At 67.6% G+C, this 16,743-nt stretch carries 17 protein-coding genes; 6 read left to right on the top strand and 11 right to left on the bottom strand.

All coding sequences use genetic code 11. The annotated features are described in order from the left end of the window. Nucleotides 1–56 precede the first annotated feature (56 nt). Nucleotides 57–1,178, bottom strand: coding sequence for a branched-chain amino acid ABC transporter substrate-binding protein (locus DIE11_RS12020; RefSeq protein WP_059450263.1), 1,122 nt, complete (start codon nucleotides 1,176–1,178; stop codon nucleotides 57–59). Between the two features lie 121 nt (nucleotides 1,179–1,299). Beyond that, a complete protein-coding gene (locus tag DIE11_RS12015) occupies nucleotides 1,300–2,037 on the bottom strand; it encodes a FadR/GntR family transcriptional regulator (RefSeq protein WP_059599427.1) in 738 nt (245 codons plus the stop codon). A gap of 266 nt (nucleotides 2,038–2,303) precedes the next feature. Between DIE11_RS12015 and lhpI the strand changes: the two genes are divergently transcribed. The 3 genes from lhpI (at nucleotide 2,304) to DIE11_RS12000 (ending at nucleotide 4,628) form a co-directional block, all read left to right on the top strand. Continuing rightward, entirely contained in the window at nucleotides 2,304–3,239 is a 936-nt protein-coding gene (gene lhpI / locus DIE11_RS12010) for a bifunctional Delta(1)-pyrroline-2-carboxylate/Delta(1)-piperideine-2-carboxylate reductase (RefSeq protein WP_124623940.1), read from the top strand. A 184-nt stretch (nucleotides 3,240–3,423) separates the two neighbouring features. After that, nucleotides 3,424–3,831, top strand: a complete 408-nt coding sequence (locus DIE11_RS12005) for a response regulator transcription factor (RefSeq protein WP_059599426.1) — start codon at nucleotides 3,424–3,426, stop codon at nucleotides 3,829–3,831. A 17-nt stretch (nucleotides 3,832–3,848) separates the two neighbouring features. Then, the gene (locus DIE11_RS12000) at nucleotides 3,849–4,628 is read left to right on the top strand and encodes a helix-turn-helix domain-containing protein (RefSeq protein ID WP_124623937.1); all 780 of its coding nucleotides are present in this window, start codon (nucleotides 3,849–3,851) and stop codon (nucleotides 4,626–4,628) included. Between the two features lie 18 nt (nucleotides 4,629–4,646). Here the strand turns inward: DIE11_RS12000 and DIE11_RS11995 are convergent, their stop codons facing one another. The 6 genes from DIE11_RS11995 to DIE11_RS11970 all read right to left on the bottom strand — a co-directional run bounded on the left by DIE11_RS11995 (nucleotide 4,647) and on the right by DIE11_RS11970 (nucleotide 8,994). Beyond that, nucleotides 4,647–5,000: a metal ABC transporter ATPase gene (locus DIE11_RS11995; RefSeq protein ID WP_124623934.1), complete on the bottom strand. Its 354-nt coding sequence runs from the start codon at nucleotides 4,998–5,000 to the stop codon at nucleotides 4,647–4,649. 170 nt (nucleotides 5,001–5,170) lie between these two features. Continuing rightward, nucleotides 5,171–5,410, bottom strand: a complete 240-nt coding sequence (locus DIE11_RS11990) for a hypothetical protein (protein WP_059599423.1) — start codon at nucleotides 5,408–5,410, stop codon at nucleotides 5,171–5,173. A 16-nt stretch (nucleotides 5,411–5,426) separates the two neighbouring features. Next, entirely contained in the window at nucleotides 5,427–5,717 is a 291-nt protein-coding gene (locus DIE11_RS11985) for a DUF1488 domain-containing protein (protein ID WP_124623930.1), read from the bottom strand. 116 nt (nucleotides 5,718–5,833) lie between these two features. Beyond that, the gene (locus DIE11_RS11980) at nucleotides 5,834–6,232 is read right to left on the bottom strand and encodes a DUF488 domain-containing protein (RefSeq protein WP_059599421.1); all 399 of its coding nucleotides are present in this window, start codon (nucleotides 6,230–6,232) and stop codon (nucleotides 5,834–5,836) included. 130 nt (nucleotides 6,233–6,362) lie between these two features. Beyond that, complete coding sequence (locus DIE11_RS11975) at nucleotides 6,363–7,565, bottom strand: amino acid aminotransferase (protein WP_124623927.1); 1,203 nt, start codon at nucleotides 7,563–7,565, stop codon at nucleotides 6,363–6,365. A gap of 43 nt (nucleotides 7,566–7,608) precedes the next feature. Then, entirely contained in the window at nucleotides 7,609–8,994 is a 1,386-nt protein-coding gene (locus tag DIE11_RS11970) for an amino acid permease (RefSeq protein ID WP_124623924.1), read from the bottom strand. Between the two features lie 319 nt (nucleotides 8,995–9,313). Between DIE11_RS11970 and DIE11_RS11965 the strand changes: the two genes are divergently transcribed. Continuing rightward, a complete protein-coding gene (locus DIE11_RS11965; protein WP_006479071.1) occupies nucleotides 9,314–9,787 on the top strand; it encodes an Lrp/AsnC family transcriptional regulator in 474 nt (157 codons plus the stop codon). A gap of 48 nt (nucleotides 9,788–9,835) precedes the next feature. On the opposite strand, the gene DIE11_RS11960 is transcribed toward DIE11_RS11965, so the two are convergent. Beyond that, the gene (locus DIE11_RS11960) at nucleotides 9,836–10,747 is read right to left on the bottom strand and encodes an EamA family transporter (RefSeq protein ID WP_124623920.1); all 912 of its coding nucleotides are present in this window, start codon (nucleotides 10,745–10,747) and stop codon (nucleotides 9,836–9,838) included. 346 nt (nucleotides 10,748–11,093) lie between these two features. Between DIE11_RS11960 and DIE11_RS11950 the strand changes: the two genes are divergently transcribed. Next, nucleotides 11,094–12,767 (top strand): phospholipase C, encoded by a 1,674-nt coding sequence (locus DIE11_RS11950; RefSeq protein ID WP_124623917.1) that lies wholly within the window; start codon nucleotides 11,094–11,096, stop codon nucleotides 12,765–12,767. Nucleotides 12,768–12,868: 101 nt separating this feature from the next. Continuing rightward, nucleotides 12,869–14,287 carry a cytochrome-c peroxidase gene (locus tag DIE11_RS11945; protein WP_124623914.1) on the top strand — a complete coding sequence of 473 codons (1,419 nt, stop codon included), beginning with the start codon at nucleotides 12,869–12,871 and terminating at the stop codon, nucleotides 14,285–14,287. 24 nt (nucleotides 14,288–14,311) lie between these two features. On the opposite strand, the gene DIE11_RS11940 is transcribed toward DIE11_RS11945, so the two are convergent. Next, nucleotides 14,312–15,043 (bottom strand): class I SAM-dependent methyltransferase, encoded by a 732-nt coding sequence (locus DIE11_RS11940; protein WP_124623911.1) that lies wholly within the window; start codon nucleotides 15,041–15,043, stop codon nucleotides 14,312–14,314. A gap of 225 nt (nucleotides 15,044–15,268) precedes the next feature. Next, nucleotides 15,269–16,603 carry a chloride channel protein gene (locus DIE11_RS11935; protein WP_124623908.1) on the bottom strand — a complete coding sequence of 445 codons (1,335 nt, stop codon included), beginning with the start codon at nucleotides 16,601–16,603 and terminating at the stop codon, nucleotides 15,269–15,271. Nucleotides 16,604–16,743 lie beyond the last annotated feature (140 nt).

Genomic DNA, 16,743 nt, shown 5'->3' with positions numbered 1-16,743 from the left:
GGAGGATCGAAGGCGTGAAAACGAAAGACGGCGCCGCGGCGCCGTCCGGTGACGGATTACTTGGCGTACGGCTCGGGCAGGCCGTTGCGGATCACGTAGACGGTGGTCGGCGCGCCCTTCAGGTCGCCGCGTTCGTCGAACGAATAGGTGCCCGCGACGCCCGCGTAGTTCGACTTCGCCAGCTGCGCGATCAACTTCGCCTTGTCGGTGGTCGTGCCGGCCTTGACCATCGCGTCGGCGAGCAGCTTCATGCCGTCGTAGTAGTTGACGCCGTAGACCTGCGTGTCCGTGTGATAGGTATCGTGGTACTTCTTCAGGAATTCGCGGCCGGCCGGCGTCTTCTCGAGCGCGACACCGCCCTGCGCACAGTAGACGATCGACGCGGCCTCGCCCGCGACCTTGCCCATGTCGGCCGAGCAGATGCCGTCGCCGCCGAGCAGCTTCGCGCGCAACCCGCGCTGCTTCATTTGCTTCGCCATCGGCGCGCCTTGCGCCGCATAACCGCCGAGGAAGATCACGTCGGGATTGCTGGCCTTGATCTTGGTGAGAATGCCGAGGAAATCGGTCGCCGACGAGTTTGTGTACTCCTGGTCGACGATCTTGATCCCGTTCGCCTTCGCGACGTTCATGAACTGTTCCGCAACGCCCTGCCCGTACGCGGTGCGATCGTCGATGACGGCGGCGGTTTTCGCGTTCAGCGTCTTCGCGGCGAAAGTCGCCATCGTGCCGCCGAGCTGTTCGTCGCTCGCGCCGATCCGGAAGATGTTCTTGAAGCCCTGGCGCGTGAGCGCCGGGTTCGACGCGACCGGCAGGATCGGTACGCCCGCGTTGCTGTATACGCGCGACGCCGGAATGGCGACACCCGAGTTGTACGGCCCGAGCACCGCGACGACGCCCTTGTCGACCAGGTTCTGCGCGACCTGCACGCCCGCCTTTGGGTCGGCCTGGTCGTCCTCGGACACCAGCTTGAACGTGACCGTCTTGCCGGCCACTTTCACGCCGGCCTTGTTGAGCTCCTCGACGGCGAGGCGTGCGCCATTTTCATTGTCTTTGCCGTTCGCGGCCTGCGGGCCGGTCAGCGGTGCCGAATGACCGATCATCACGACTTCCTGCGCGTGCGCGGAAGTCAGCGCGCCGGCGGCAACGGCCACCGAGAGCGCGGTAACGAAGTGTCGCATGGTGTCTCCTGATTGGTTTTGTGTGAAACCAATGTAGGACACATGTGGTCATGACGCAAGCAGTTTAAAAATGATTTTTGTGCTTTTGGTCATTTTTAAGACCAGACCGACGGGATGCAGGTCATTTCGGCGTGATGTCTCGCCGCACACGAAGAATGTGCTGTTCGACGTAGAAGGCGGCCGCATCGGCGTCGCCCGACACGATCGCCTCGTAGATCAGCCGGTGCTCGGACACGTAGAGCCGGATCCGGCCCGCGTCGTAGATGCCGTCGTCCTTCAGCCGCTTCCACAGGGGCTGGTCCATCGTCTTCGCGACTTCCTCCGCGATCTTCACGATCAGCGCGTCGCCGGTCATCAACGCGAGCTGCCGATGGAACAGCCGGTCGCTCTCGTTCCACAGCGCCCGCTGCTGCGGATCGTCGATGTCGGCGATGGTTTCCATCTGCGCGAGATAGCCTTCGGCGACGGGATCGGCGCGCCCGTGCGCGGCGGCGAGGCGCGCGATCGCCGGCTCGAGGATGAGCCGCACGTCGAGCGTCGACGTCGGACTGAAGTCGGCGTCGGGCACGCTGCGCGTGTCGCCGCGCTGCGCGAGCACGTCGAGCGGCGCCGGCACGACGTAGGTGCCCGAATTGCGCTTCGTGAACACCAGCCCTTCGTTCTGCAGCGCGCCGAGCGCCTCGCGCACGGCCGGTCGGCCGACCTGGAACAGCGCCGCGAGTTCGCGCTCCGACGGCAGCCTCGAATCGGCCGCATAGCGCCCCGCGCGGATCTCGTCGCGGATTTTCTCGGCGACCTGTTCGTAGATCTGCAACGGTCGGAAACCGGCTTCGAGCGATTCGGGACGTGCGGACATCATCTGGGGCTCCTGCCCGGGCGGGTGGTGGACGGGGAAACGGGTTCGCACTATACCGGAGCGATACCGGCGCCGGCGTGCGCTACGCCCATCTGGACGGATATTAGAACCAAAATTGACGGTCCGCTTGTTTTTCCGGCTTGCCTGCCGACGATCAACTGGTATAGATTTGATCCAGAATGACTGCCGTCTCGATATTCGGCAGCCTCCGTGGCGAGCGCGGCATGCGCCCGTCGTCCACGCCCACCGACACAAAACCGATCGATACGATGACCGCTCTCCCCCGGATTCCCGCGTTCGACGCCGCCGAAACGGCCGCGCTGCTCGACTACCCCGCGCTGCTCGCCACGCTCGCACACGCCGTCGCCGAATACGCGGCGGGCGAGATCGTCAGCCCCGAACGCCTGGTCGTGCCGCTGCAGGCGGGCGGCGTGATGCTGTCGATGCCGTCGAGCGCACGCGACCTCGCGAGCCACAAGCTCGTGAACGTGTGCCCTGGCAACGGCGCGCGCGGACTGCCGACGATCCTCGGCCAGGTGAGCGCGTACGACGCGACGACGGGCGCGCTGCGCTTCGTGCTCGATGGCCCGACGGTCACCGGGCGCCGCACGGCAGCCATTACCGCGCTCGGCATTCAGGCGCTGCACGGCGCCGCGCCCCGCGACATCCTGCTGATCGGCACCGGCAAGCAGGCGGCCAATCACGCGGAAGCGCTCGCGGCGATCTTTCCGGACGCGCGCCTGCACGTGCGTGGCTCGCGCGCCGACAGCGCGGCCGCGTTCTGCGCCACGCACCGTGCGCAGGCGCCGCAACTGGTGCCGCTCGACGGCGACACGATTCCCGATGCGGTCGACGTCGTCGTCACGCTGACGACGAGCCGCACGCCCGTCTATCGCGAAGCGGCGCGCGAAGGCCGCCTCGTGGTCGGGGTCGGCGCGTTCACCGCGGATGCCGCCGAGATCGACGCCGACACCGTGCGCCACAGCCGCCTCGTCGTCGACGACCCGGCCGGCGCGCGCCACGAGGCCGGCGACCTGATCGTCGCGCAGGTCGACTGGCGGCAGGTCGCATCGCTCGCCGACGTGTTGCGCGGCGCCTTCGAGCGCAGCGGGCCGCTGCTGTTCAAAACGGTCGGCTGCGCCGCGTGGGATCTGGCCGCGTGCCGCACGGCTCGCGACGCGCTGGACGCGCGCGCGGCTGGCTGATTCCACGGCGGCGGACCTCGGCCCGCCATCATCTTCGCGGGCCCCACCCGGCGTCGCCGGGCAGGCGGCCTCGCCTCTTTCTCCTGTGCGTTGTAGGAAACACCCTACAACGCGTCGCGGCGGCCTACACAAACTTCCAGTTCGGCCGATTTCATTTTCGGCGGCGCAACAGGATACTGCCGGCATGAATGCCAGCCTGTCACCCGCCGACGCACTCCGGGTGTTTCTCGTCGATCACGCCATTGCCGTCCGGCAAAGGATCGCGCTGCTCGTCGGCGCGATCCGCGGCGTCGTGGTCGTCGGCGAAGCGGAAGACGGCGAGGACGCACTGACGCACATCCGCGGCAGCCACGCGGACGTCGTGATCGTCGACCTGCGACTCGCGGACGGCAGCGGTCTCGAGCTGATCGGGATGCTGTCGAAGGCCGCGCCGCGGATCGTCACGATCGTGCTGACGAACCATTCGGCGCCGGCATTCAGGGAGGCATGTGCGACGGCGGGAGCGGACTACTTCTTCGACAAGACCGCCGAATTCGACGCCGCATGCCACGTCATCGAATCCCTGGTGCGCGCTCGTGCGCACCGCCCCTGACCGAGCCGGAGTGACTCATGTCAACAGCCACCGCCTGCGCCGCCGCCCCATCCGTCGCGCCTCGGCCAACGATTCCGCTTCCCGCGGTCTCACGTAACGACGGCGCCAAACACCCCGCCGCGCGCTGCTCGGCTTGCCTGATGCGCTCGCTGTGCCTGCCGCCGCACCTGACCGCCGCCGAATACGGCCGACTGGACGCGATCATCTGTTCGACGCGCCAGGTTCGCCAAGGCGACGCACTGTTCCGAACCGACGATCCATTTCACAGCATCTACGCCGTGCGCGCGGGCTCGTTCAAGACGGTGATGATGCATCGCGACGGCCGCGAGCACGTGACCGGCTTCCAGATCGCGGGCGAAACGCTCGGCATGGACGGCATCGGCGGTGGCCAGCACTGCTGCGACGCGATCGCGCTCGAGGACAGCGTCGTCTGCGTCATCCCGTTCGGCGCGCTCGAGGCGGCGTGCCGCGAAATGAAGCCGATGCAGCATTTCCTCTACCAGATGCTGAGCAGCGAGATCGTCCGCGAGTCGAGCCAGATGCTGCTGCTCGGCACGATGTCGGCCGAGCAGCGCGTCGCGCATTTCCTGCTGAACCTGTCGTCGCGCTTCGAGGCGCGTGGCTATTCGGCATCGGAATTCAACCTGCGGATGACGCGCGAGGAGATCGGCTGCTATCTCGGCATGAAGCTCGAGACCGTCAGCCGGATGTTCTCGCGGTTTCATCGGGATTCACTCGTCGAGACGCGCGGCAAGCGCGTGCGGATCATCGACGCGCACGCGCTCGCGCAGGTGTGACGCACGGCGCGTCGCGCGTCATTGCGCGGTGGCGCCCGGCGTGAGCGCATGCAGCACGACCGCCCCGGATTCGCCCGCCTGCGATACGGACAGGGTCTGCTCGGCCAGCGCGAACACGCGGCCAAGCACCTCGATCACGTCGTCGCCAGTGCCGCTCGGCAGCGATACCGGCGAGCGGCCGCGCATGGCCAGCTCGAGCCGCACGTCGTAGGTCCGGCCGCCGTCCACGCGCGGGCGCAATTCGATCACCAGACGGCAATCCTCCAGCCGTGCGCGGAATCGTTCCAGCCGCACCAGTTGCACCGCTGCTTCTGCTTCCAGCGCAGCGGAACCTGCGAATCCGACGCAGACGATCTGCATGCCCACGCCCATGGCGCTTCTCCTGACGCGGTCGCCGCTCGTCGACGGCGTTGCCTGTTCCTGTGTCTCCGTGCCTCGGCGTCCCACGCGCGGCACGATCCTGCTTCACGCAGCGCGATGACGGCCGCGGCGATTACTGCCCTGGCAGCTTTGCATTCGCCCGTCCATCGGCACGATACGGTTCAAACGTTGAATGTCTGCGACGCCTTCATTTCGATCCATGTCATCCCGGCCCGCAACCCTTCGATCGCCGCCTCGTACTCGGTCGGGTACGCATGACTGTGCTCGAACGTGTGGTGAAAGCGCGCTGGCCCGGTGCCATGCTCGACCGACACACGACATCGGAACTCGCCGGATTCACACCGCCGCGTCTCGATCTCGACCGACCAGTCGCGCTCATGAATCGTGCCTTGCAGTGTCATGCCTCCTCCTGCGGTATCAATCACCCATCCGAAAGTGACCGCTGTGCAGCAACACCGGCCGGCCGCCGATTTCGTCGAGCATCCGTCGCGCCATCGCCTCGATCGCCGAACGGTGCGCTTCGAACGCATGCAGCAAATCCCGCTCGAGCAGCGACGGCGCGCCGAAATGGTCTTCCAGCGCCTCGGCCGTGATCGCGCACTGCACGCAGCGGCCGTCGACGAGCGCCGAAAACGCGACGACCAGATCGCGTGCGCAATATTCGGGCGGTTCTGGTGGAAAGGCTATCTGCATCTGTGCGCCTGTCATCGTCGGGACGATTCATGACGTGAGCATAACGGCCCACGCCGCCGCACGCTTGACCCACGTCAACCGGTTCGCTGCGCCGCACGCGGCGGCGCAACGTCGCGCCGCCCGACGGCGGTTCAGCCCGCATCCGCATCGATCGCCGCACCGCGCTCCGCCAGCAACTCGCGCAGCACGCTGCGATGACAGCGGCGCTCGTCCTCGCAGTAGCAGCCGATCGAAAACGCGCTCGTCGCCGACAACGCGGCGAGCAGGTCCAGCACCTTCGGCGCGTCGCCATGCGCCATTTCCGCTCGGAAGTGGCGCGTGAACGCGCGCCATTCGGCGTCGGTTTCGGCAGCCTGCGCCTGCGCGACCAGCTCGGGGCTCGGCGACAGCGTCGGCAGCCATACATCATAGTAGTCGCGCGATGCGAATTCCGCCTTGGGAACGCCGCGCGGCGGTCGCCGCACCGTGCCGATCCGCAGGCCCTCGCCGGCCGTGCGCGGCGTGCCGAGCCGTACGATTCGAATAGCCATGCCGCTCCTTCATCATGCGTTCGATCCGCCATCGTACCGCCGCGCCGCCGCCGCGCAAGAAAAAACCGGCTGCCTCCACGACGGAGACAGCCGGTTTCGGCGATGCGATCGTGCGCCCGCGGGTGCGCCGTCAGACGCCGCTCTTCAGCACCTTGCCGATCGCGTCCGCGACGATGCCGACGTTCGAATCGTTCAGCCCCGCGACGCACATGCGCCCGGAACGCAGGATGTACACGCCGTGCACTTCGCGCAGCGCGTCGACCTGCGATTCGGTCAGGCCCGTGTACGTGAACATCCCGCGCTGTTTCACGTAGCGCGTCAGCGCTTCGCCGCTGACGTGGTCGCGCAGGCCGTCGTGGATCGACTGGCGCATCCGCGCGATGCGGCGGCACATCGCGGCGAGCTCTTCTTCCCACTGCTTGCGCAACGCGGGCGTGTTCAGCACGGTCGCCACGACCTTGGCGCCGTAGGTTTGCGGGTTGCTGTAGTTCGAGCGCACCGCGCCGGCCAGCTGGCCCAGCACGCGCTCGGCCGCGGCCGCATCCTCGCAGACGACACTCAGGCCGCCGACGCGCTCGCCGTACAACGAGAAATTCTTCGAGAACGAGTTCGCGACGAGTGCCGGCACGCCGCGGCGGGCCAGTTCGCGCACCGCGAACGCGTCCGCGTCGAGGCCTGCGCCGAAGCCCTGGTACGCCATGTCGACGAACGGCAGCAGCCCGCGTGCCTCGATCACGTCGATCAGCTTCTCCCACTGGCCTTCGTCGAGATCGACACCGGTCGGGTTATGGCAGCACGCGTGCAGCAGCACGATGCTGCGCGGCGGCAGCGCGTCGATCGCCGCGAGCATCGCGTCGAACTTCAGGCCGCCCGTCGCTTCGTCGTAGTACGGGTACGTGTTCACCGTGAAGCCCGCACGCTCGAAGATGAAGCGGTGATTTTCCCAGCTCGGGTCGCTGAGCCACACCTGCGCGTCCGGGAAGTAGCGCTTCAGGAAATCGGCGCCCACCTTCAGCGCGCCCGAACCGCCGAGCGTCTGCACGGTCGCGATGCGGCCGGCCGCGCGCGCCGGATGATCGGCGCCGAACACGAGCGCCTGCACGGCGTCGCGATAGGCGGCCAGGCCGACCATCGGCAGATAGGGCTTCGGGCCGAGGTCGCGCTGCAGCACGGTTTCGGCTTCGCGCACGGCGCCCATCACGGGAATCCGGCCTTCGGCATCGAAATAGATGCCGATGCTCAGGTTGACCTTCTGATCGCGCGGATCTTTCTGGAAGTTCTCGTTGAGCGTCAGGATCGGATCGCCCGGGTACGCGTCGATGTGTTCGAACATGGCTATGTCGGTCTCGTTTGGAAGAGTGGTCGTGGTGCCCGTGTCAGCCGGCGGACGCGCCGTCGCGGATCGCGTAGCCCGCATTCTTCTGACGGAAGCGATACCCGATCGCGAGCACCGCGAGCCATACGGGGATCAGGTACACCGACAGGCGGAGATCCGGCGTCAGGTACATCACGACGAGAATGCCGGCCATGAACGCCAGGCACAGGTAATTCGTGAAAGGATAGCCCAGACTGCGGAAGGAAGTCTGCTCTCCGGCGATGCGCTTGGCCTGGCGGAACTTCAGGTGGATCAGCGTGATCATCGCCCAGTTGATGATCAGCGCCGACACGACGAGGCCCATCAGCACCTCGAACGCCTTGCCCGGCATGAAGTAGTTGACCACCACGCACGCGCCGGTCGCGAGCGCCGACGCGCCGAGCGCGGCGAGCGGAATGCCGCGCTTGTTCACCGAGCACAGCACCTTGGGCGCGTTGCCTTGCTTCGCGAGGCCGAACAGCATCCGGCTATTGCTGTACACGCCGCTGTTGTAGACCGACAGCGCGGCCGTCAGCACGACCACGTTCAGCACGTTGGCGACCAGGTTGCTGCTCAGCGCGTGGAAGATCAGCACGAACGGGCTGCCGCCGGTGACGACCTTTTCCCACGGATACAGCGACAGCAGCACCGCCAGTGCGCCGATGTAGAAAATCAGGATCCGGTAGATCACCTGGTTGGTCGCGCGCGGAATGCTGTGCTTCGGATCGTCGGCCTCGGCCGCGGTGATGCCGATCAGCTCCAGCCCGCCGAACGAGAACATGATCGCGGCCATCGACATCACGAGCCCCGACACGCCGTTCGGGAAGAAGCCTCCGTGCTGCCACAGGTTCGCGATGCTCGCTTCCGGCCCCGCATGACCGCTCGCGAGCAGCCAGCCGCCGAAGCCGATCATCCCGACGATCGCGGCGACCTTGATGATCGAGAACCAGAATTCGGTCTCGCCGAACGATTTCACGCTCGCCAGGTTGAGAAGGTTGATCGCGACGAAGAACACCAGCGCCGACACCCAGGTCGGCACGCCGGGCCACCAGTACTGCACGTAGATCCCGACGGCCGACAGCTCGGCCATGCTGACGAGGATGTACAGCACCCAGTAGTTCCAGCCGGACAGGAAGCCGGTGAAGTGGCCGACGTACTTGTCGGCGAAGTAGCTGAACGAGCCGGCGACCGGCTCGTCGACGACCATCTCGCCGAGCTGGCGCATGATGAAGAACGCGACGATGCCGGCCACCGCGTAGCCGAGCAGCACGGACGGGCCGGCCATCTTGATCGTCTGCGCAATGCCGAGGAACAGCCCCGTGCCGAGCGCGCCGCCGAGCGCGATCAGCTGGATGTGCCGGTTCTTCAGCCCCCGCTTCAGGCCGTCCTTCTCGTTTCCAGAAACCATGTCTTCTCCATTCTGCCCGCCGCCGCCGGAAGCGGTGCGGCGCGCCTCGGTGTGCCGGGCGCTGTTTTGCTGTGCCGGCGGCCGTTCGTGGAGCCGCCGGGTTGGGGACTGCAATCTTCGCGCGGCAACACCCGTTTCCTGTCGGCAGGCCCGCCAGACCGGCCGCCGACCGTCGCCCTCGCCCGCATTGCTGCGGGCGCACACGAAAATCCGGCGTCAGTTTAGCGTCGCGGCAGCGAAATCGGGTTGCGTAACCCGCTCATGCAAACCCTACATTATGAGATAAGATTGCATCCGGGAGACAGATGAGGAAACAAAAATGCCTGAACCGGTTCTCGATCGCATCGATCGCCACTTGCTGTCGGTGCTGCAGGAGAACGGCCGCGCGTCGAACCTCGACCTCGCGAAGGCCGTCGGCCTGTCGCCCGCGCAGACGCTGCGACGCCACCGGCGGCTGGAGGAAATCGGCGCGATCCGCCGTTACGAGACCCGCCTGTGCCCCGACACGCTCGGGTTCGGCGTCACTGCGTTCGTGCACGTGACGATGGAACGCGGGCATATCCGCGACCTGTCGAAGTTCCAGAAGCTCGTGTCGGATCTCGCGCAGATCCAGGAATGTTTCTCGGTGACGGGCGATATCGACTACGTGCTGAAGGTCGTCGCGCACGACCTGAAGGGGTTGTCCACGTTCCTGCTCGAAACCCTGATGCGAATCCCCGGCGTGAGTGGCGTGCATTCCAGCGTGTGCCTCGACGAGATCAAGTGCACGAGTGCGATGCCGGTGGAAAGCTGACACGGCACTGCGCGACCGCCCGGGCGACGCAATGCTCGGCTGCCGCGCTCAGCGCACCGCCTCGAACGCGCTGATCAGCAGCGCGCCGCCCGCGATCACCATGCATCCCGCCGCGCGACGCGGCGTCAGCCGCTCGCCGAGATACACGCGGGCAATCAACGCCGCGAACACCACGCTCGTTTCGCGCAGCGCCGACACCGGGCCCATCGGTGCGCGATCCATCGCCCAGATCACGATGCCGTACGCAAGCGCCGCGAACACGCCACCGCATGCGGCCTTCGCCGTTTCGCCGACATCCTGCGCGAGCCGCAGCGGCCCCGCGCGCAGCCGGTAGTACACGGCCATCAGCAACGCGGTCAGCACGAACATCCACGCCGTATAACCGACCGTGCTGCCGCTTTCCCGCACGCCGATCCCGTCGACCACGCTGTACGCGGCGATCGATACGCCGGTGGCGAACGCGGTCGGCAACACCTGCGTCATCCGGTGCCGCGCGCCGCGGCCTCGCTCCAGCCCGATCGCCATGATGCCCGCGCAGATCAGCACGAGCCCGCATTGCGCGCCCGCGTTCAGGCGCTCGCCCGCGAACACCGCCGCGCCCAGCGTGACGAGCAGCGGCGCGGTCCCGCGCGCGACCGGGTACGCGACGGTGAGGTCGCCGTGCTCGTAAGCCCGCACCAGCAGCAGCGTATAGACGACGTGGATCACCGCCGACGCGACGACGCAGGCCCAGCTCGCGGGCGTGATCGGTGCGGCGGCCGGCAGGAGCAGCAGCGCGAACAGCCCGATCGCGATCTGCAGCACCGTAGCCGAGCGCAGCCGGTCGCCGCTGCTGCGCACGAGCGCATTCCAGGACGCATGCAGGAAGGCGGCACACAGGACGGCAAACAGAACGGGGATCGGCACGCTGAATACTCGCTGACGGCCGGCAACGCGAAATCGTCGCCGCGGGCCAACCATCGTATGAATCCGTCACGCGATTGTCAAAAAAGTGGGCGGCCCGGCATCCCGGACGAACCGGCCCGCCGTGCGCCGTCGCCCGCCCGGCGCGACATCCGCGGCGGTGACGGCGCCGATCGCCGACTATGTCGCCCAGGTTGCATCCGCTCCGTCCCTTTCCGCTTTCTTTCGCGCCGCCTCGCGCCGTAATGAAATCGATACCGCGGCGCAACCGTCGCGAAACCGTTCCGCCCCCATATCTTCATACCAGGCTGTTTCAATGCCGGTGCTCTATCGCGAGCGCCGCGCCGAACCGACATGGCGACGGGCCGCTATCCACCATCGAAAACCTACCTGGAGTTTCCCGATGTTCCGTCAAGCCTTGCTCGTCACCGCGTGCGCCGGCGCGGCGCTTGCGCTGTTCGCCTGCGGCGGCAGCGACGATCCCTCGTCGACGCCCGCCGTGTCGTCGCAGGATGCGCTGCAGACCGCCACGCCGATCAAGCACGTCGTCGTGATCTACGGCGAAAACGTGTCGTTCGACCACTACTTCGGCACCTACCCGAATGCGTCGAACCCGTCCGGCGAACCGGCGTTCACCGCGAAGTCCGGCACGCCGACGATCAACGGGCTGACGGGCACGCTGCTCACCGCGAACCCGAACTTCACGAACACGGCCAACGGCACCGACGCCGCGAACCCGTTCCGCCTCGACCGCACGCAAGCCGCGACCGCCGACCAGAACCACGCGTACACGGCCGAGCAGCAGGCCGAGGACAACGGCCTCGCCGACCTGTTCCCGAAATACACGGGCAAGGGCTCGTCCGGCGGCGCCGGCGCGTTCGGCACGAAGGGCCAGGTGATGGGCTACTTCGACGGCAACACCGTGACCGCGCTGTGGAACTACGCGCAGCGCTTCGCGATGAGCGACAACGCGTATACGACGGTCTACGGCCCGTCGACGCCGGGCGCGCTGAACGTCGTGTCGGGCCAGACCAACGGGATGCAGATCGTCAAGACGTCGAAGCAGCCGTCGACGCTCGCCGCCACGTCGTACTACATCAACGACGGCCAGGGCGGCTTCACGATGATCAACGATGTCGACCCGGGCTACGACGTGTGCTCGAGCACGACCGACCAGGCGATGATGAGCGGCAAGAACATCGGCGACCTGCTGAACGGCGCAAAGATCACGTGGGGCGGCTTCATGGGCGGCTTCAACCTGTCGACGACCAACAGCAACGGCACGACCGGTTGTAGCCGCAGCACCGTCGCCACCGCCGTGAACGCCGCGACGGCCGACTACATCCCGCACCACAACTGGTTCCAGTACTACGCGTCGACCGCGAACCCGCAGCACACGCGGCCGAGTAGCGTCGCGGCGATCGGTTCCAGCGTCGAAACCGACGGCAAGACGGCCGAGCCGGCGAACCACCAGTACGACAGCGACGACTTCTTCGCGGCCGTGAAGGCCGGCAACTTCCCGTCTGTCAGCTTCCTGAAGGCACCGGCCGCGCAGGACGCGCACGCGGGCTATTCGGATCCGCTCGACGAGCAGGCGTTCGTGACGAAGGTCGTCAACTTCCTGCAGCAGCAGCCGGACTGGCAGAACACGGCCGTGATCGTCACCTACGACGACTCGGACGGCTGGTACGACCACGCGTACACGGCGCCGACGCATTCGTCGTCCGACGCCGTCGACCAGGTCAACGGCAACGGCGTGTGCGGCTCGGGTGGCACCACCGGCGTGAACGGCGGCACCGTGAACGGCCGCTGCGGCCCGGGTGTGCGCATCCCGCTGGTCGTGATCTCGCCGTATGCGAAGCAGAACTACGTCGATCACACGATGATCGACCAGGCATCGGTCGTGCGCTTCATCGAGGACAACTGGCTCGGCGGCCAGCGCATCGGCGGCGGTTCGTTCGATGCCACGGCAGGCGACCTGCGCGGGCTGTTCGACTTCGCGTCGAAGCCGAATACGGCGCCGCTGTATCTCGATCCGACGCAAGGCACCGTGCTGAGCGCGGCGCCGTCGATCTGACCGGCATCGCGTAACCGGTAGCAGCAGGCCGGCGCATCGTGCGCCGGCCGTTTCCATTTGATGCGCCGCTTTCACGCGGTGCCCGACTTTCGACCGACAGCATGACAGCCCGTCCCGCGTTCCCGTCTCCCGACGCATCCGGCGCCGCCGCGCCGCGTTCCCCTGCCCGCGCGGTGCGCCGCGCGGCGTTCGTGCTCGGCGCGGCCGTGCTCGGCTATGGCGCGTTCGCGATCGCGTTTCCGGCCCGCACGCCGGCGGCGATCGGCGACGTCGTCGCCGACTGGACGGGCGCGAATTCGCATCCGGTCGCGCTGCAGCGCCCGGCCGCGCAGCCGCTGTCCGCCGTCGCGCAGCTCGGGCGTGCACTGTTCGTCGATCCGTCGCTGTCGGCATCCGGCAAGCAGTCGTGCGCGTCGTGCCATAGCCCCGATCATGCGTACGGGCCGCCGAACGGGCTCGACGTGCAGCCGGGCGGCCTCGCGATGACGCAGCAGGGTTACCGCCCGCCGCCGTCGCTGATGTACCTGTATCGTCAGCCGAACTTCAGCATCGGCCCCGATGCGGGCGAAAACGACGCCGCGCCGAGCGTCGCTCAGCAGGCTGCATCGGCGGCCGGCGTCGTCAAGGCGCAGAAGGTGGCCGGCACGTCGGCCGCGCCGCAGCTCGTGCCGCAGGGCGGGATGTTCTGGGACGGCCGCGCCGATACGCTGCAGCAGCAGGCGTTCGGGCCGCTGCTGAATCCGGTCGAGATGGCGAATGCGAGCATCGACGACGTCGCGCGCAAGCTCGCGCAGTCGTCGCATCGCGCGCAGTTCGAGCAACTATTCGGCGCGCGCGTGTTCTCCAGCCCGCAGCTTGTGGTGTCGGAGGCGATGTTCGCGATCGCGCGCTATCAGGTCGAGGATCCGTCGTTCCATCCGTACGACAGCAAGTACGACCGCTGGCTCGAAGGCCGTGCGCGCTTGACGCAGGCCGAATTGCGCGGGCTGCGGCTCTTCAACGATCCGGACAAGGCGAATTGCGCGGGCTGCCACCTGTCGAAGCCCGGCAAGGACGGCTTGCCGCCGATGTTTACCGATTACCAGTACGAGGCGCTCGGCGCGCCGCGCAACATGGCGCTCGCGCAGAACCGCAACCCGGCGTTCCACGATCTCGGCGTGTGCGGGCCGTTCCGCGAGGATCTGAAGGACCAGACGCAGTACTGCGCGATGTTCCTCACGCCGACGCTGCGCAACGCGGCGACGCGCCACGTGTTCTTCCACAACGGCGTGTTCCACACGCTCGATCAGGTGATGGCGTTCTACAACGAGCGCAGCATCTCGCCGCAGAAGTTCTATTCGCGCGGCGCGGACGGCAAGGTCGACGAATATGACGACATTCCGCCGAAGTACCGCGCGAACGTCGATGTGACCGATGCGCCGTTCAACCGCAAACCCGGCGACAAGCCCGCGATGACCGCGCAGGACATCAAGGATATCGAAGCGTTTCTCGGCACGCTGACCGACGAGCCGGCACGCTGAGCCTCGGCGATCCGCCGCGCTTCGTCAGCAGCGCGCGCGGATGCAGAGGAAGGCCGGGGCCAGCGACAGCTCCGCATGGAGCCGCTCCGACACGGCCTTCATCGTAGGCAGCGGCGTCGGTTCGACGAATCGCTCGAGCCGCCAGCCGGCGTCCGCGAGCGCGTTCAGGATGGCGGCAAGCGGCCGGCGCCATGCTTCGACATAGGGCTTCGGTTCGCCGAAACCCGACCAGTGAAAGCCGAAACGGCTCGTATCGAAGTACGTGCCGTCCCCGCGCGTACGCTCGTCCATCCAGTCCCGCATCGGATGCGCCATCGAGAACACCAGCGTCGCGCCTGGCCGCGCGACACGCCTGAATTCGCGCAACGTCGGCGCGAGATCGCGCACGTAGTCGAGCGCGAGCGAACACAGGATCGTGTCGAACGCGTGGTCGGGCAGCCAGTCGAGCGGCGCGGCGAGATCGCCCTCGGCGACGTCGACCGCGAGCCCCGCGCAGCGCGCTCTCGCGAGCGCGACCATCTCGGGCGTGATGTCGAACGCATGAACCGTCGCACCGTGGCGCGCGAGGTGCTCGCTGCAGATGCCGGGTCCGCAGCCGGCGTCGAGGACCATCAGCCCGTCGACGTCGCCGAGCAGCGCCATCGTCGCCGGGCGCTCGTAGAGCGCGTTGTGCGCCTTGGTCGGCGCGATGTCCGCGTACCGTTGCGCGAAGCTCGCATACGCGCAGCGGGCGGATGGTTCGTTCGGATCGGTCATGCGGCATCCGTGGGCGGGAATCGGAGGCTCGATTCTGCACGATCGGGGTGCTGCTGGCGACGTTCGAGGTGCCGTTCTTCATGAAGGGCTGCGAGCTGACCGCACCTCCGCACACGGGCGGCGATATGGAAGCGCTGCGGTCCGTGAAGCGGCATCGGCCGGGATCGGCGCCGAGCGCCTGCGCGGAAGCAGGGAAACGGGAAGGATCGCGACCGCGCGGGCTGGTTACCGGGCCGCCGTCGCCGGCGTGGCGACGGTTGCGGCGGCAACCATCCGTCGCTCCGCCAACTGCTGCGCGAACCGGTACGCGACCAGCGAGCCGGCCACGGCCAGCAGCATCGGCACCAGGCTGTCGTGATTCACGCGCGTGAACTCGAGCAGCAGCACGACGGCCGTGATCGGCATCTGCATCGACGCGGCCAGGAACGCGGTCGCGCCGATCAGCGCGCATCCGCCGATCGACGCCCCCGGCCATACGAGACTCCACACCCCACCGAGCACGACGCCCAGCAGCGCGCCGTTCGCAAGGCCCGGCGTGAGGAGCCCGCCCTCGGCACCCGCACGCAGGCTGCCCGCCTCGATCAGCACCTTCAGCACGAGCAGCGTCGCCGCGAGGCCGATCGTCAGCGTGCCGTCGAAACCCAGTGAAGCCGGCCCCTTGCCATTGCCGAGCAGTTGCGGAAACCACATCGCCAGCACGCCGATGACCGCGAAGTTGACCAGCGAGAGCACGGGAAGCAGGCGCCCCTTCGGCGCATCCGCCCGCGCGCGGGTCGTGAGCCGCACGAAGCCGTACGCGGCAAAACCGAACAGCGGCCCGCAGACGATCGACCATGCAACCAGCGGCGTGCTCAGCGCGAACGAGGGCACCGTGTACTGATGTTCGTTGCCGAGCCCGATCCATGCGACGGCCGCCGCGATCGCCGACGTGACGACGGCCACCACCAGCGCGCGCAGTTCGAACGTGCCGAGCAACACTTCGAGCACGAACACGGCACCGCCGAGCGGCACGTTGTAGACGGCCGCGAGGCCGGCGCCCGCGCCGCACGCGACCATCAGCCGGCAATCGGCGGGCGTGAGCCTCGCCCAACGCGCGAGCCGCCCGGCCAGCAGCGAGCCGATCTCGCGCGGCGCGACTTCGCGGCCGAGCGGCGAACCGAGCGCGACGGTGACGATCTGGAGCAGCGCGTGCACCGTCGTGCTGACGAACGGCATCCGCGGATCGGCTGCGCGAACGGCCCGGCGGATGCTGACGAGCGGTTGGCCGAACCGGTAAAGCGCCCACCAGCCGCCGCCCGCGACGAGCCCGCAGACGATGAGCACCGCGAGCCGGCGCAGCGGCTCGGCGTCGGTCACACCCGCGAGAAAGCTCTCGGCCCCGACCAGGTGCGCCAGGCTGTAACCGTAGGCCACATGCTGGATCGCGTGCAGCAGCAGCGCGAGCAGCATCCCGCCGACGCCCGCGCCAACGCCGGTCAGGATCGTGACGGCAGCCATCCGCGCGAACGGGCTGGCCGGCGGCGAAGAAGAAGCGGGAGCGGACGGGAGATCGAGGCGCATGAGGTCGGCGAACGAGGATCGACACGACGGCGCGCACCATGCACGCCGCCGTCAGGACCGCATCGTAGGCTTCGGCCTCTCATGAGACAAACGTATTTTTCTGATCAACTCATGCAATTTGTGAATACATGAGTGACGGC

The organism is Burkholderia sp. Bp9012 (assembly GCF_003853825.1).
GTDB lineage: Bacteria > Pseudomonadota > Gammaproteobacteria > Burkholderiales > Burkholderiaceae > Burkholderia > Burkholderia diffusa.
This window is presented reverse-complemented; position numbering and strand designations above follow the sequence as displayed.

What these genes read in the sequence shown, in the direction of transcription:
- DIE11_RS12020 (WP_059450263.1), bottom strand. Translation starts at nt 1,178, where the DNA reads ATGCGACACTTCGTTACCGCGCTCTCGGTGGCCGTTGCCGCCGGCGCG.
- DIE11_RS12015 (WP_059599427.1), bottom strand. Translation starts at nt 2,037, where the DNA reads ATGATGTCCGCACGTCCCGAATCGCTCGAAGCCGGTTTCCGACCGTTG.
- lhpI (WP_124623940.1), top strand. Translation starts at nt 2,304, where the DNA reads ATGACCGCTCTCCCCCGGATTCCCGCGTTCGACGCCGCCGAAACGGCC.
- DIE11_RS12005 (WP_059599426.1), top strand. Translation starts at nt 3,424, where the DNA reads ATGAATGCCAGCCTGTCACCCGCCGACGCACTCCGGGTGTTTCTCGTC.
- DIE11_RS12000 (WP_124623937.1), top strand. Translation starts at nt 3,849, where the DNA reads ATGTCAACAGCCACCGCCTGCGCCGCCGCCCCATCCGTCGCGCCTCGG.
- DIE11_RS11995 (WP_124623934.1), bottom strand. Translation starts at nt 5,000, where the DNA reads ATGGGCGTGGGCATGCAGATCGTCTGCGTCGGATTCGCAGGTTCCGCT.
- DIE11_RS11990 (WP_059599423.1), bottom strand. Translation starts at nt 5,410, where the DNA reads ATGACACTGCAAGGCACGATTCATGAGCGCGACTGGTCGGTCGAGATC.
- DIE11_RS11985 (WP_124623930.1), bottom strand. Translation starts at nt 5,717, where the DNA reads ATGACAGGCGCACAGATGCAGATAGCCTTTCCACCAGAACCGCCCGAA.
- DIE11_RS11980 (WP_059599421.1), bottom strand. Translation starts at nt 6,232, where the DNA reads ATGGCTATTCGAATCGTACGGCTCGGCACGCCGCGCACGGCCGGCGAG.
- DIE11_RS11975 (WP_124623927.1), bottom strand. Translation starts at nt 7,565, where the DNA reads ATGTTCGAACACATCGACGCGTACCCGGGCGATCCGATCCTGACGCTC.
- DIE11_RS11970 (WP_124623924.1), bottom strand. Translation starts at nt 8,994, where the DNA reads ATGGTTTCTGGAAACGAGAAGGACGGCCTGAAGCGGGGGCTGAAGAAC.
- DIE11_RS11965 (WP_006479071.1), top strand. Translation starts at nt 9,314, where the DNA reads ATGCCTGAACCGGTTCTCGATCGCATCGATCGCCACTTGCTGTCGGTG.
- DIE11_RS11960 (WP_124623920.1), bottom strand. Translation starts at nt 10,747, where the DNA reads ATGGTTGGCCCGCGGCGACGATTTCGCGTTGCCGGCCGTCAGCGAGTA.
- DIE11_RS11950 (WP_124623917.1), top strand. Translation starts at nt 11,094, where the DNA reads ATGTTCCGTCAAGCCTTGCTCGTCACCGCGTGCGCCGGCGCGGCGCTT.
- DIE11_RS11945 (WP_124623914.1), top strand. Translation starts at nt 12,869, where the DNA reads ATGACAGCCCGTCCCGCGTTCCCGTCTCCCGACGCATCCGGCGCCGCC.
- DIE11_RS11940 (WP_124623911.1), bottom strand. Translation starts at nt 15,043, where the DNA reads ATGACCGATCCGAACGAACCATCCGCCCGCTGCGCGTATGCGAGCTTC.
- DIE11_RS11935 (WP_124623908.1), bottom strand. Translation starts at nt 16,603, where the DNA reads ATGCGCCTCGATCTCCCGTCCGCTCCCGCTTCTTCTTCGCCGCCGGCC.